Raw genomic sequence first — 15,361 nt, forward strand, 5'->3', positions numbered from 1 at the left:
GATGAACCTATATTATTTTCGAGCAGCCGGTCTGCGCAGAACACAAATGTCATATGGCTTCAAGCTGAGACTTGCTTTCACAGCATCACCACTGAGCAGATCGGTATAGGACTGTCCATCTAGTTCAACCAGCTTCTCATCTGGCGTGTAGTTCTGTACAAACACATAATCTGCTGTACCATCTGTACGCGTATGTGCCGTTGTTCCGGCAGGCAGCTCAGTTTCAAGTCCACGCTCAATGTTCAGGTCAGCGATTAGCTTCGCATAGAAATCATCATAGAATGGTGCTTTCAGACGTGTCGCTACGTAATATGCTTTTCCTGAACCCAACTGGTTAACCGTCAATGCAGGGCGTCCAGCATAAAAGTCAGAACGGTACGTAGCCAGGGACTTCGCGCCTTCCAGATGAATCAGATCACACAGTTCAATTGCATCATACGCTGTTTTGAGCTGAAGCTCATTGCCCTTCTCCGGAATGATTCCGTTCAGATCACGATCATGCAATCCGTCAATTTCCTCGGACCAGATGCCAAGTGTCTTACGCAGCGGGCCTGGGAATCCACCCAGGAAACACAGATCGTTTTCGTTAACAATACCAGACCAGTAAGTTGCTACAAACGTACCACCTTGTTCTACAAACTTCTCAATACGTTCTCCGACACCTTCACGTACCAGATAGAGCATTGGCGCAATCAGCAACTTATACTTGGACAGATCTGCATCCATATCAATAACGTCTACAGCGACTCCCTTTTTCCAAAACGCTTCGTAATGCTCTTCCACGGTCTGCTCATACTTCACACCGATATTACGCGGTCCCTGGGAATCATTAACGGCCCAGCGGTTTTCCCAATCAAAAATGATTGCAACTTCTGCCGGAACCGCTGTTCCTACAATGGCTTCCATGCCTTCAAGAGCCGTTCCTACGTCGGTGACATCTTGGAACACTCGAGTGTGTTCCGTTCCTACGTGGTCTACCACCGCACCATGAAGTTTCTCACTGGACCCCCGGCTTTTTCTCCACTGGAAGTACTGAACACTATCGGAGCCGTGTGCCACAGCCTGGAGAGAAGAGAGCAGATGCATGCCAGGTTTTTTCAGCTTGCTGACATCTTGCCAATTCGTTGAACTTGGAGTACTCTCCATCAGCAAGAACGGCTGACCGCCTTTGATAGAACGAACGATGTCATGCATCATTGCGATCCGGGATGCCTGTTTCGCGTCGTCATCTGCATCATGCCAAGTCGGATAACTGTCCCAAGAGAGGAAATCCAGAATATCAGCGAACTTCCAATAGTTCAGACCGCCATAGAATTCCATCAGGTTTGTTGTGACTGGCAGATCAGGATTCTGAGCTTTCAATGGTTTTGTTTCATGCACGATAAAATCAGCTGTCTGGTCCGTAACGAAACGGCGCCAATCCAGATTCATTGCGTGTACCTGTGTCTCACCGTGTGGAGCCGGAGATTCCACTTGACTCCAGTCTGTAACCGTATGGCTCCAGAATGTGGTCCACCACGAATGATTCAGTTCATCGAGTGTTTTATACTTCTTCTGAACCCAACCACGGAATGCTTCCTGACAATAATCACAATGACAGTCTCCGCCGAACTCGTTCGAGATATGCCAGCCGATTACAGCCGGATGATCCGAATAACGTTCTGCCAGTTTTGTGTTAATCGCAGTAACCTTCTCACGGTATACCGGGGAAGTATAACAATGGTTGTGACGGAAACCATGCAGATTGCGGACACGCTTCTCGGATACGCGGAGCACTTCCGGGTACTTCGCGGACATCCAAGCAGGTCTAGCACCACTTGGTGTAGCGAGGAATGCATAGATACCGTTTGCTGCAAAACGATCCAACACCTGATCCAACCATTCAAACGTGTATACACCCTCTTCCGGCTCAAGGGATACCCATGAGAAGATACCAATGGACATCACGTTACACTTGGCAAGCTTCATCAAGCGAATATCTTCTTCCAGAACTTCAGGATAGCGGAGCCATTGCTCCGGGTTATAGTCTGCGCCATGCAACATGTGCGGGGCTTTGGAACTTACAGGTGGAAATTTGTATGTCATAATGACAACTCCCTTGCTTTAATTACTGTTTTTTTAGTTTATATACGATAACGATAACGATAACGATAACGATAACGATAACAACGACTTCACAGACGATACATATTACGCTAGATTACACGTATGTCACGACATCTGATTCTTCAACAGTAGCAAGTGCTGTAAACGATTCCAACTTGCGACCTTTAAAATCAAACATGGTGAGGTTGCCCCAGTTATTCGGATGACCGACGGACCATTCTTCTTTACTTGGTATCCAGGCAGGTTCCCAATAATAGAATCCGTGACCCAAACCACCAGGAACTTCGCGAATAATCTGCAATAGATCCTTCAGGTATTTGGTCTGTCCCTCTACACTTGCAGGGTATCCTGGTAACAACATATCTTCCTGATTCAAAATCCATTCAATGCCTTCCGGCTGCTCCAGCGTCCAGGGATAAGCGGTTTCAACTACATTGATCGGTTTGCCATAACGCTCAGCCAGATCATGAAGATTGTCACGTAATGCGTCGAGTGTGCCATGCCACCAAGGGTAATACGAGAGACCAATGATATCAAACTCCACACCCAGTGCTTCAAAGCGATCGTAAAACTTGCGGCTCTCGGCGTTATCTCCACCACGATCAATATGTATCATAATCTGAATATCCGCGTCAACGGATTTGACCGCAGCAATTCCGTACTTCACAAGGCCTGCAAAACGCTCCCACTGTTCGTCCGTATCATGCTCTTCTCCACCAACACGTCCCTCATTCCATAACATGCCTGGTGTAATCTCGTTGCCCACCTGCACCATGTCCGGAAGCGCATCGTGTTCCTTCAACGTTCTCAGAACGTCAGCCGTATACATGCATACCGCACGTTGAAGCTCTTCATAGGACAGGTGCTCCCATGCTTTCGGCTTCCATTGATTGGCTGGATCAGCCCAGCGATCAGAATAATGGAAATCAAGCAAAAATTTCAAGCCCTGTTCCTTGATCCGTTTGGCTACCTCCACCGTCCGCTCCAGATTGCAGAATCCACCAACAGGATCATTCCAGATTCGAAGTCGTATCGCGTTAGCGTCATTAATCTTCAGGATGGACAGCAAGTCTTGTTCCTTGCCATCCACATCACTATAACTCCCGCCATGCTGTTCGATTTCATCCATAAAGGACACATCCATTCCCAGAATGAATGTCTTTTCCGTCAAGTTGCTCACTGTATCAACCTCCATTAATTTGGGGTACAGGCTCAGCCTTTAACTGAGCCCAACGTCATACCTTTGACAAAGAAACGTTGCAGGAAAGGATACACAATCAAGATCGGTGCACTTCCGATGAATATCTGAGCTGCCCTTACCGTAGTTTGAGAGAGGGCTTCCATTTCTTTTGGATTCATGCTCATGCTACTCATATCACGTCCAATAATGACCGTTTGCATAAATGTAGCAAGTGGGTAATCCTTGGCATTATTCATGTAGAGCAATCCATCAAACCAGGAATTCCAGTGGAACACCATACTGAACAATGCAATTGTTGCAATGGACGGCATCGAAATGGGAAGAAAGATCCTGAACAATGTTCTGAAATGGCTAGCTCCATCCATCAGGGCCGCTTCCTCCAGCTCTTTTGGAATACCGCGGAAGAAGTTCAGCATCAGAATGACAAGGAATGTGTTAACTGCCCCAGGGAGTACCAGTACCCAGAAGGAATCCATCAACCCGATCTTCTGGATAACCATGTAGAACGGCACCAATCCCCCGTTGAAAATCATACTGAATACAAAAATCCAGGAGTAGATCGTTCTGCCTTTGAATTCACTATTCTCTTTGGACAACGGATACGCCGCCAGGAACGTAATCAGCAAGGTAATAGCTGTACCGATCACTGTACGTAGAAGTGAAATCCAGAGCGAGTTCAAGAAAATTGGATTGTTCATCGTTTTTTTGTAAGCCTCAAGTGAAAAACCTACGGGCCAGAGATTGACCAGATTGGCATCGGCAGCAGCCTTTGTACTAAAGGATACTGCCAGTACATGAATCATTGGTACGATACACATAATGGCGACCAAAATCAGAAAGCAGGTATTGACTATATTAAACACGCGATAAGGCAATGATTTATGATACATCGTGGTCCCTTCTTTCTCTGTTCATTCGTTTAGAATATGCGATATCCAGCGTATTTTTTGGCTAAGCTGTACGATACAAGGATCAAGATCATACTAATAACCGATTTGAACAATCCGATCGCGGTTGCAAAGCCCATCTCACCATTCTGCATTGCGGAACGATATACAAATGTATCAATGATGTCACCCGTTTGATATACGAGCGGGTTATACAAGTTGAATATCTGGTCAAATCCGGCATTCAGTACGTTACCAAGCGCCAGTGTTCCTACAACCATCAACATCGGCACAAGCGAAGGGATTGTAATGTGCAGTGTCTGTTTCCAGCGTCCTGCTCCGTCAATCTCCGCTGCTTCGTACAACGCTGGATTAATTCCGGCAAGGGCAGCCAGAAAGACAATCATGTTATAGCCAAATTCTTTCCACACATCTGTCAGAATGACCGTAGATCGGAACCAACTGTTGTCTCCCAGGAAGAAATATGGCCCAAGTCCAAAGGTTCCCAGAACCCGGTTAACCAAGCCGCCTGTTGACAACAGATCTATCAAAATCCCGCCCAGAATGACCCAGGACAAGAAGTGAGGTAAATATACGAGTGTTTGAATCGTTCGCTGTACAGCCATCTTGCGAACCTCATTCAAAAGAATGGCAAAAACAAATGGAACAAATAAATTGAAAATCAGTTTAAGTACAGCAATAATTAATGTGTTCCAGATGACCTGTAAGCTGTCTTCACGTTCAAACAAATATCTAAAGTTGTCCAGCCCAACCCATTCAGAACCGCTAATCCCAAGCCATGGCTTGTAGTTCTGGAACGCCATAATGATTCCGCCCATAGGCACATAACTGAAGATAATCAGAAAGATAATGGCTGGCAACAGCATAACGTGGAATGGCCAAGTGCGTTTCAAAGTTCTCATGATTGCTCCCCCTGTATTTCTTCCTACTCAAGTACTCCCTGAGTGGCTTATAATGCGATTATATCAACCTTTTACGGGGTCCAAACAGCACATAAAAGCAATATAAATGGCACAAATTCAACCACTTTGCCTCAGCTCTAATAAACAAAAAAAGCGCCCAGACGTTAGTCGTCTGGGCGCTCCTTGTAATTATTTTTTCACACTGTCATACCATTCGTTAACCTCTTGCGTAATTTGGTCACCGCCACCGGATTTCCACGTTTGTACAAAGGTATCAAACGCATCAACCGGATTTTTGCCATAGATAATTTCGTTAAATGCTTGATTCTCGATTTTGTTCAAATAGTCAAGCTTGGATTTCATCGTCTTTGTTGTCGGACCTGTGAACATGTTCTTGAAGGAAATTTCTTCTTGGCTCAGCAACACTTTCGCTGCTGCTGGAGTCTCTTTACCGTAGTTGACAGCAACATCTTTTTCAAGCTTGGTTTCCGGCTCTTTGCCATTGGCCAAATTCATCAGAGCTTTCATCTGTGCATCTGGAATACGAGCACCGTCACGAACAAGCAAATAACGTACAACGTTCACATATCCGCCTTCGATCTCGTCAATCGGCATTTGTTTTCCATCTGCATCCAGTTGATAATCATAGCCTGCAAACAGACCGTTATCATAAGGGCTACCTGGTGCCGGGTCTGCATAATTGTCAAACAGGTAGTTCTGATACGTAAAGAATGCTTCTGGGTGTGCCATATCTTTTTTGATCAACGTAACACCATTAACGAACTGTGTCCCGTGACGCATCGCTTTGCCTTCAGGACCAGACGGAATTTCAATCGGTTTCCACACGGCACTCGGTACATTTTTCACTGTATCGAGAAGTGGCCATCCACTCATCCAGTAAGGTCCTGGAATAATACCCGCAGTTCCTGCAACTGCTGGCTCTGCTGTTTTGTTCTCATCCCATAGAGCTGCTTCCTGCGGGATATATCCTTTTTTGAGCCATTCGCTCAATTTGGTCAGACCTTGCTTCATACCCGGATTGATAGAGCCATACTCCAGCTTGCCGTCTTCCCCCAGATTCCATTGGAACGGCAATGTTCCATATGCTCCGAAGATCCAAGATGGGTCTCCCATCCATGTATTCATGGAAGTTTTGAAACCAATGCTGAGCGGAGTGACTTTATCAGGAGCCAAGCCGTCAGGGTTATTGTTTTTGAATGCTTCCATCACTGCTTCCAGTTCGTCGATGGTTTTTGGTGCCTTCATGTTCAGCTTATCCAGCCAATCCTGACGAATCCAGAGCAAGTAATCATTGTTGTAGGCATAGTCCAGAACAGGGATACCCATTCTTTTTCCATCACGACTATACTGGTTCCATACGTTTGGATCTTGTTCAATTGCTTTTTTCCATGTGTCCGAAGCATATTTATCGAACAGTGGACCTACTTCTTGATACATTCCAGAATCAATCAGATCCTGAGCAAGCAGATTATCACCTACGTTTACAATATCAGGCATTTCCTGTCCTGATGACATCGCAAGACGAAGCTTGGTTGCAAATGCTCCATTTGTGTCTGTTACTGACCACAACGATTTGATTTCAATCCCGAATTGATCTTTGGCCCACTTGGTTGCCACGTTATTTTCCATGGATTCGCCATTTTTAAATTTCAGCTCTGGATCGATTCCCCATGCTGTAGTAATAGTAACTGCCGGATCATATTTCTCTTTGTATTCGTTTTGGGTTCCAGATGTACTTGGTGTTGCACTATCTCCGCCCCCACTGCCTCCTGAACATCCTGCAAGAACGACAGTTAGACTCAGCGTTGTAGCGAGAAGCGTCAAGAATCTCTTTTTTGTTGATTGCGCTCTCATGTTGTTCCCCCTTAAATCGTTTTGGTTACCCTTTCATTATAGGCTGACCAGGCCTTTGAGCCTATGATACGAAATCAAGATTTCTGCACCTTTGCCAACCTATATTCTGGAATGTTGTTGAAATTATGCCTGATCTCGAAATTCATTTGGTGTCATACCATAATGTTTTTTGAACATTTTGCTGAAATATTGCGGATTTTGATAGCCAAGTTCACTCGTAATCTCGTATATTTTTTTGTTGCTATTCTTAAGCAGATATAGAGCACGTTCCATGCGCATACGAATCATGTAGTCCCCAAGACCTTCCCCAGTCTCTGCCTTGTAAATTTTCGATAAATATACGGGGTGTAAATATACCTTGTCCGCAATCATCTTCACCGACAGATCCTGTCCTGTATCTCTTGTCACCAACTCCTGAACCTGCTTGATCACATGTCTGCGGCTCTGCACACCTTCCTGATCGGACAACTCTTCCTGAAGCTTCGCCAGCATCTCGGTGGCCCAACGCCGCAGCTTCTCGGGGGATTGAATCAACTGATGAGCAAGGAGCAGATCGAATCCCGCATGATCAATCTCATGCACCAGATGCCCCTGTTTATGGGCGATATACATAAATGCATTAGTTACCGACAGATACATCTCATACACATGTTCTCTGGACAATCGTACCTGTTCTGCCGCGTCAAAGACCGTGTTCAGCTTACGCGCTGCCGCTTCCCATTGCTTGGTCTCGAGCAATTGCGGAAGTACAGGCGGTTTGTACAGCTCTTCGAGCGCCTGCGTTGCATCATTCTCCGGTCTTTTGCTGAGTGCCTGATCCATGTCCATATATATAATCTTGTGTTCTTCCGGTCCTGAAAGGACAAGCGAACCCAGACTTTTTCGATAAGCTGCTGTCAACTCGTTAAAGGGAAATGACGGTGTAACTACCATGGACAGATCTCCCTGTAAATATCGAATGACATGCTCACGGAAAGTTTCAGCTGAGATTCTCAGCGTCTCCAAGTCCATCTGCGGAGCTACGATCTGATCTTGATTCTGCAAGAACATAACCAGACACTCATGGGGTCCGCGACCAAACCACACGTTAAATTGCTCTCCGAGTACTTCCTCTGCAATATTACCTACCGCAAAATCCATCAGATCCAGAGACTGCTGGTCCATTGATGAGAAACGTCCTGTAAGGCGAATCAGCATCATCACAGCCGATTGTTCTGGATCGATATGAATCTCATATTGTTGCAGTTGTTCCCGAAGTGCCCGCGCCGTGATCTCACGCCCCAGCAGCAGATCATGCATGAGATTTTCTCGTAAAATTTTATAGTCAGACTTCCGACTGTATAAAAGCCGGTGATATTTATCGAATTCATCCCAATCATCGCGAAGAGACGTAATGGCTGCCGACACCGACCCCATAAACTCATCATCGTTTACGGGTTTCAGGATATAGTCCGCTGCCTGCAATTGAATGGCTTTTTTAGCATAATCAAAATCGCTGTGACCCGTTAGTAAAATACAGCGGATATGAGACCAGCGCTTGCTTACCTCTGCAATGAGATCCAGTCCTGACATGCCAGGCATACGAATATCGGTAACTACGATGTCTACTGCATTTTCCTCCATAATCTCCAACGCTTCCTTACCGGATGCGGCACGCAGAACGGTCGTTACTCCAAGCTCTCCCCAGGGGATCGTAAGTTCCAGACTTTCTGTTACGTATGTCTCATCATCTACCAGTAATATATCAATCAAGTGATTCACTCCCTATTTCGTTCATTCTGCAAATGGATTCCATCGCTACACATTCCAAGTGCTTATCCTTCATTCTCCAGAAGAAACTCCTGTTCGGCAGGCCATGACAGCGTAACGCGTAATCCACCAAGTTCCGATTCCGTTACATCCAGCCCTGCCTGCTCCCCATATCGAAGCTGGAGTCTCTGATTCACATTCCACAGGCCACAGCCCATCTCCTGATCCATCGTTCCCCTGAGCTTATTCAGAAGAGCCTCACGTGCCTCCTGCGTCATGCCTTGCCCATCATCTTCAACTACAAGAACCATGACACCGCCCTGTTTTTCCCCGGATACTCTTATTTCTCCAGCCTCCGCGTCCGCTTCGATACCGTGAATTACCGCATTCTCCACTAGTGGTTGCACGATGAGTGGCGGTACCTCCTGTCTTAACATCTCATCAGACAGATCAATCTTGTAATGAATGCGGTCCATACGCATCCGTTGGATCTCCAGATAACAGCTGACAAATTCAATTTCTTCTGTCAACGGTACCACGTCCCGCTCCTGTCTTGTCGTATACCGATAATATCGGGATAGATTATGTGACATCGCTACAACAGCGTCCATACGCTTGAGTTTCGCCATACTTGTAATGAAAGAGAAACAATTATAGAAAAAGTGCGGGTTAATCTGCGATTGCAGCTGCTTCAACCGAGCTTCACGTACATGAATCTGTTCCAGGTAAACGTGTTCAAATAACTGCTGGATCTGCTCCACCATCAAGTTGAAACGTTCGGACAGGAAACTGAATTCATTGCGGCCCTTTGGCTTAATCCTCACGGAATAATCCTCCTGCTTCAACCGCTGGAACCCGCGAATGAGTTGTTTCACTGGCACCTGCACCTGTACATAGAACAAGTACGCCACACCAAAACTCATTAACAACAAACAAATCATGGAAGAATAGAACAGCATATTGGATTGATGAATGGGCTTCAGAATATCTGATAGCGGCATATAGTCCACCAAATACCAGCCTGTTGTACTGGATTTCACAGTGTTGACCATATATGGCTCGTTCCCGATCACTACTGTACGATTATCAACGTCCTGAAGTTTATGGATGGACAGTTCTTCCATCAACTGATTCGTTAATGAACGATCTGAAGTCCGGTTATAGATAACCCCCGATTCTTCACGGAAATAGAAGGGATCATGCCTGCCATCGTCCTTGAATTTGTCGAGCATATCCCGAATGTTGTCACTATCAAACTCCAGTTTAATAATCGTTTCTGCATTATTAGCCGGGTCTTTAATACCGTATGGGGATACCGTAATCCAGCTAAACATGAACCGATCATCTTCCCCATCCTGAATTTTGCGTACATCCCAGCCGGAAATGATATTTTCCCTTAGCGCTTCTTTATCGTAAGAACGTGCGTCCCTTTCGGAAACCACCCTGCCCAGCGAAGGAGAATACAGATATAATTTCGTGGCCCAATTGGATGAGCTTTCCTGAATACTCAGCTTATTCTGAATACGTTTGACCAGGTTGATCGCATCCAGATCAAAGTAGTTACTGTCCGCATAGATTCGCCGGAAGCTGCCAATATCAGGATCATGTATGAGCAGATTAGGCCATGAGGATAACAGTTCGATGTGTGTGTTCACTTGATTTTGGAAAAATTCAAGCTGGTTACTATTCGATCGATTCAACTCATCTCTGAGAACAGCTGTTGTTTTGTGATTGGAGTACCAGTACAAAAGCACTACAGGAATCAGCATAATCAGAATAAGAATGACCATTTTGGAAAACAGGTTTGTCCGATATGACATCTTTTCATCTCACCTTGTCTTAATTTGTCGTGACATTAATTGTAATGATGTAAGCGCTAAAGACAAACTATTTTTTTTGAGACAAACCGATTCATTATCTAGCGTAAGCGTTACCAATTCAAGGGGGAAGGAGATAAAACCAATATTTCTGCACTAAATGCAACTTCCACGCACAAAAAGAGCCAGCGATTAGCCAGCTCTCTATCTAATTTCAGTATATATCTTTAATCGTTCTATTCAACTCAAACTTTATTCCACTTCTGTTTATGTAATTATTCTTTTTTTCTATGAAAATATCAACTATGGAATATCATAATCAAATACCGTATTCGCTCCATCCACGCCTACATCCAGCACAATATCCATAAGTTTCCCATTGACGAATAGAGGGGATTCCGCTTTCCCGTAAAACTCCAACTTGCCTGTAAACGTTCCATGGCGTTCAATCTCAACATGTACGGGCCTTAATTGGACAGACTGCAAGGCTTCCAATAGGGGATCGTCCTTAAACTTATAACTGCGTGCGAGATCAGGCAATAACACGGCGGATACGGAATCTCTGCCGTAATTTTTGAGTGTCAGATCACAGGTTGCTCGGGTCTCACCCGTTTTCAGCACGTTAAAGGTACAAGAGCTTGCATTCTGTACATAGGATACCGCATTAATGCCTGAAGCTCCCCACTTGGCTACATACATGAATTTATCTGTCATGTACGAATAACTGAGAACGATAGCGATAACTACGATCCATAACCCCTTTGCAAGACCGGGGAATGATTTTCCAATCTCTTTGCGAGTAAGGTAGAATCCACACGCGAATATCCCCAATCCGAGGAAAAGTGTGATATGAACTCCACTCAAGTAAGATGTAGTATACGGTGATATACCTATTGCTGACAGCATGGTATCTCCAACAGAAAAACCAAGATGATGGTTAAATGTAAAGATGATAGCAAATAGCAATAAAGCCCCTGAGAACACAAGTCTGGTTCTCGACACACGAACACCCCCTAATCAACCACCTTATTATATCATATTTTTCCTATTTATGATTAACAATCCAAATCAAAAAACAACAATAAAAAGAACGTCTTCGGTTGTTCACCGAAAACGTCCTCCATTTTCACCGCTGACAAGAGCTTGTAATAACACAGGTCTCTCTGTCATGGCTAACGATCATTTATTGCTTAGACAAGAATGCATCGAGTTGTTCCTGTTTGGCTGCAATAATTTTATCGATTCCCGCTGCTTTCAATTTCTCCAGATATTTCGGAATCATCTCATTTGGATCAACTGCGCCCGATGTCATACCCGGCTTGAACTGTTTGTTCACGTTGTTGACAGCCGCAATTTCATTTTTGACAGATTGGCTGTTGAATGTAAAGCCCAGTGCTGGCGACTTCACACCTTTGGCGTTAAACTCTTTGAACTTCTCCCATTTCTGTGGATCTTCATTATCCCAGAGGAAGTTCAGGAATTGGTTACCCAGTTGCCATTGTGCACCTGGATTGTAGGTACGACTGTTGGCATCTACGCCATCAGGGAGAGCAATGATATTATCCTGTCCGTCTTTTTTCACATAATGTGTACCTTCAATTCCGAAGTTTAACAAGTTGTTAATTTCCTTGTCGGAATGCAGCAGGTTAATGACCTGCATCGCTTTCTCCGGTTGCTCTGAAGAACGGGAGATCGCGAGCATCGCTCCAGATGCATCACCCGTCGTGATTGTCGGCTGTGTCATTTCAATCTGAGTGAGTGGGAAACCCACATACCCTTCTTCTTCTTTATCCTTGCCTGGCTTCATGCCATCTGTCCAGAGAAACGCTTTTCCAGCCTTCGCCTGGTCTTTCGGGAACACATTGGACGTAGCAGCATCACTGTTGATATATCCCGCTTGATACCACTTGCGAGCGAGTTCAGCCGCTTCTTTGAATTCTGGGGTCTCCACTTCATTCAGCACCGTTGTTCCGCCTGCTGTTTTGGAGATAACTCCAGGTACGGAAGCATCACCGAGATAATCCCAATCCAGATTCTCTAACAGCCCATTACCATTGGTATTGGACATATAGAATGGTGTGATGGCTGGCTCGTTTTCCTTGATTGTTTTGAGAAGTGGCTCCAGATCAGCCCATGTCTTTACAGCTGTCAGGTCCAGCTTATACTTGTCAGCCAGATCTTTACGTACCAACACACCACGTGTGGCAGCAAGTTCCTTATTCGTAGGAACGCCGTAATTCACGCCGTCTACCTGGGAACCTTCCAGAAAGGCAGGGTCCAGGTTTTTCTTAATATCCTGACCATGTGCATCAAGCAGATCATTTAAGGGCAAGAATGCGCCTTTAGCTACATTCACCGTGTAGTTCTGCCATGCTGCTGTGAAGATAATGTCTGATTTTTCACCTGAGGAAATCATGAGATTCAGCTTGTTATCCCACTGTCCCCAGTCAATTGCATTGATCTTAAGCGTGGCTCCGATCTTTGGTTCCATCTTTTTGTTAATCTCGGCTTCCACCAGAGCGACATCCTTCTGTGGTGTACCTGGATAGAATAGTGTCACTTCATAGGGTTTGCCCCCACCTTCACTTGCTCCTCCGCCTTCTGCGCCAGGTGTTGTTGTTCCACCCTTGTCTGATGAGCAAGCAGCCAGCACCAGGCTCAGCGCCATAACCGTTGCCATCATGCGTGACCATACCTTTAATGATCTAACCAATTGAACCCCTCCTGTCATGTGTTGAACCATACAACCGAATTCCCCAATTCACAATTAAACCGATAACTACTTCTGTATATGCCCTTTCAGTCCATCTTCATTTACCTTGCCCACTCCGCTAACCGGTTCAGAGTTATCCCTTCACAGCGCCAACCGTAAGACCTTTGATGAAATAACGCTGGAAGAACGGATATGCCAGTACAATTGGACCAATACCGACTACAGCCATCGCCATTTGTAGAGTTTTGTTAGGCAGATTCAGCAATCCACCCTGCGACGAAATCTGTGAAGAGACGTTGGAGTTGGTTGTTAAATATTGAATATCGAGCAGCGTCCGGTACATAAGGTACTGAAGGCTGATCGTCCGGTTATCTGATATAAAAATCATGCTAAGGTACCAGTCATTCCAGTAATTCAATGTACTGAACAACGCGACGGTTGCCATTACGGGAAGAGAGAGCGGAAGCACGATACGTGCAAACGTTCTCAATTCTCCCGCACCATCAATCCGAGCCGATTCCAGAATAGACACCGGAATGGAGTTCGCGAAGAATGTACGCATGACCAGTACAAAGAATGGGGATAGCAGTAGCGGCATAATGAGTGCCAGTAGGGAGTTTTTCAGATCCAATACGTTGACATAGACCAGGTACCAAGGTACCAGCCCCCCATTGAACAACATTGTGAAGAAGATGAAAAAGGCGAACCAGCCCCGGTAAGGCAGATCTCTCCGTGAGAGCGGATACGCATACAATGCGGTCAGCGCAACACTTGTAATGGTACCTACAACGGTAACGATAAAGGATATACCATACGAGTGAATGATCTGATCCATATCTCTGAACAGAAACTCATAAGCCGTCAGGCTGAATTTCTCTGGAATAAGCTTATATCCATTGGCAATTACTGTTGTCTCGTCCGAAAATGAGATGGCGAAGACAAGCAGGATCGGCACGATACAGGCAATGGCATAGAATAGAAACATCGCATGAATAACGGATGCGGAACGCTTCGATACGGCTAGTGGATCACGTGATTTCACAGCTGACTTGCCTCCTCTCAAAATAATGCATTATCTTTATCAATTCGCCTTACGATGGTATTGGATACAAGAACCAGTACAAATCCAACGATTGCTTGGTATAGACCAGCTGCTGATGACATCCCGATATCTCCACCGATAAGGAACGTACGATATACGTAGGTATCCAGTACATTCGTTACAGGGAACAGCGCTCCCGATTCCAATGGAACCTGATAGAACAGACTGAAGTCTGCATAGAAAATACGACCAATTTGTAATAACGTCATAATGACGATTAATGGGACGAGAAACGGAATGGTAATGAAACGGATCTGATGCCATTTGGTTGCGCCATCGAGCACAGCTGCTTCATAATATTCTTCATCGATACCCACGACAGCTGCCAGATAAATGACGGCATAATATCCAATATTTTTCCATGTGTTCACCAGTGGCAAAATATACGGCCAATACTTCGGCTCTGAATACCAGTCGATCGGCTGACCGCCGAACATCTGCAGGACCGTTGAGTTCATGAAGCCTGAATCCTTGCCCAGGAAAGCCAGTACCAGATAACTGACCACAATCATGGACAGGAAATACGGTAATAACATAAGTGATTGATATAACTTGGACATTGCCTTGTTCTTCACTTCATTGAGCAGAATAGCAAGCCCGACACCTACTAAGAGATTTAGTGCAATAAACACCGTGTTATACGCGAGTGTATTTCGGGTAATTTCCCATGCATCACTGGTTGAGAACAAATATTTAAAATTGTCCCATCCACTCCATGGGCTACCCCAAATACCATCAGCATAGTTTACATTTTTGAATGCGATCAGAACGCCGAACATCGGCATATAGTTGTTCACCAGTAGAAACAGGACACCTGGCAAGAACATGAGATACAGCACCTTGAATTTGCCAAGATTGTGCCACACAGACTTGCGCTTTCGGACTGTTTCTCCCGATATTTCCGATATCCGTACTCCCTTACCCGCCTGGGGTTGTGTCTTCATAACTTGTTCTCCCTCACTCCTCTTGAATTCTTCCTCAGGATGAA

The 15,361-nt window shown here is 45.2% G+C and carries 11 protein-coding genes; all 11 read right to left on the reverse strand.

Translation table 11 applies throughout. The features are described from left to right. Nucleotides 1-12: 12 nt before the first annotated feature. Nucleotides 13-2,085, reverse strand: a complete 2,073-nt coding sequence (locus C170_RS11440; RefSeq protein WP_036609546.1) for a beta-galactosidase — start codon at nt 2,083-2,085, stop codon at nt 13-15. Nucleotides 2,086-2,200: 115 nt separating this feature from the next. Continuing rightward, complete coding sequence (locus C170_RS11445; RefSeq protein ID WP_081745916.1) at nt 2,201-3,286, reverse strand: glycoside hydrolase family 53 protein; 1,086 nt, start codon at nt 3,284-3,286, stop codon at nt 2,201-2,203. 32 nt (nt 3,287-3,318) lie between these two features. Further along, on the reverse strand, nt 3,319-4,197 hold the full coding sequence (locus C170_RS11450; protein WP_036609548.1) for a carbohydrate ABC transporter permease: 879 nt from the start codon (nt 4,195-4,197) through the stop codon (nt 3,319-3,321). A 29-nt stretch (nt 4,198-4,226) separates the two neighbouring features. Next, nucleotides 4,227-5,117 carry an ABC transporter permease gene (locus tag C170_RS11455; protein ID WP_017689297.1) on the reverse strand — a complete coding sequence of 297 codons (891 nt, stop codon included), beginning with the start codon at nt 5,115-5,117 and terminating at the stop codon, nt 4,227-4,229. A 189-nt stretch (nt 5,118-5,306) separates the two neighbouring features. Further along, a complete protein-coding gene (locus tag C170_RS11460; RefSeq protein WP_036609551.1) occupies nt 5,307-6,992 on the reverse strand; it encodes an extracellular solute-binding protein in 1,686 nt (561 codons plus the stop codon). Between the two features lie 123 nt (nt 6,993-7,115). Then, nucleotides 7,116-8,744 carry a response regulator gene (locus C170_RS11465; RefSeq protein ID WP_036609553.1) on the reverse strand — a complete coding sequence of 543 codons (1,629 nt, stop codon included), beginning with the start codon at nt 8,742-8,744 and terminating at the stop codon, nt 7,116-7,118. Between the two features lie 62 nt (nt 8,745-8,806). Continuing rightward, entirely contained in the window at nt 8,807-10,561 is a 1,755-nt protein-coding gene (locus tag C170_RS11470) for a sensor histidine kinase (protein WP_036609555.1), read from the reverse strand. A gap of 300 nt (nt 10,562-10,861) precedes the next feature. Further along, nucleotides 10,862-11,560 carry a hypothetical protein gene (locus C170_RS11475; RefSeq protein ID WP_036609558.1) on the reverse strand — a complete coding sequence of 233 codons (699 nt, stop codon included), beginning with the start codon at nt 11,558-11,560 and terminating at the stop codon, nt 10,862-10,864. A 181-nt stretch (nt 11,561-11,741) separates the two neighbouring features. After that, nucleotides 11,742-13,271 (reverse strand): ABC transporter substrate-binding protein, encoded by a 1,530-nt coding sequence (locus tag C170_RS11480; protein ID WP_036609560.1) that lies wholly within the window; start codon nt 13,269-13,271, stop codon nt 11,742-11,744. A 133-nt stretch (nt 13,272-13,404) separates the two neighbouring features. Beyond that, nucleotides 13,405-14,313 (reverse strand): carbohydrate ABC transporter permease, encoded by a 909-nt coding sequence (locus C170_RS11485; RefSeq protein WP_017689303.1) that lies wholly within the window; start codon nt 14,311-14,313, stop codon nt 13,405-13,407. 17 nt (nt 14,314-14,330) lie between these two features. After that, nucleotides 14,331-15,317: an ABC transporter permease gene (locus C170_RS11490; protein WP_036609563.1), complete on the reverse strand. Its 987-nt coding sequence runs from the start codon at nt 15,315-15,317 to the stop codon at nt 14,331-14,333. Nucleotides 15,318-15,361 lie beyond the last annotated feature (44 nt).

This window comes from Paenibacillus sp. FSL H7-689 (assembly GCF_000517905.1).
In the GTDB taxonomy this organism is placed as follows: domain Bacteria; phylum Bacillota; class Bacilli; order Paenibacillales; family Paenibacillaceae; genus Paenibacillus; species Paenibacillus amylolyticus.

Excerpts from the sequence above, each read along its gene's own strand:
- C170_RS11450 (WP_036609548.1), bottom strand. The coding sequence starts at position 4,197 with ATGTATCATAAATCATTGCCTTATCGCGTGTTTAATATAGTCAATACC.
- C170_RS11440 (WP_036609546.1), bottom strand. The coding sequence starts at position 2,085 with ATGACATACAAATTTCCACCTGTAAGTTCCAAAGCCCCGCACATGTTG.
- C170_RS11460 (WP_036609551.1), bottom strand. The coding sequence starts at position 6,992 with ATGAGAGCGCAATCAACAAAAAAGAGATTCTTGACGCTTCTCGCTACA.
- C170_RS11490 (WP_036609563.1), bottom strand. The coding sequence starts at position 15,317 with ATGAAGACACAACCCCAGGCGGGTAAGGGAGTACGGATATCGGAAATA.
- C170_RS11470 (WP_036609555.1), bottom strand. The coding sequence starts at position 10,561 with ATGTCATATCGGACAAACCTGTTTTCCAAAATGGTCATTCTTATTCTG.
- C170_RS11455 (WP_017689297.1), bottom strand. The coding sequence starts at position 5,117 with ATGAGAACTTTGAAACGCACTTGGCCATTCCACGTTATGCTGTTGCCA.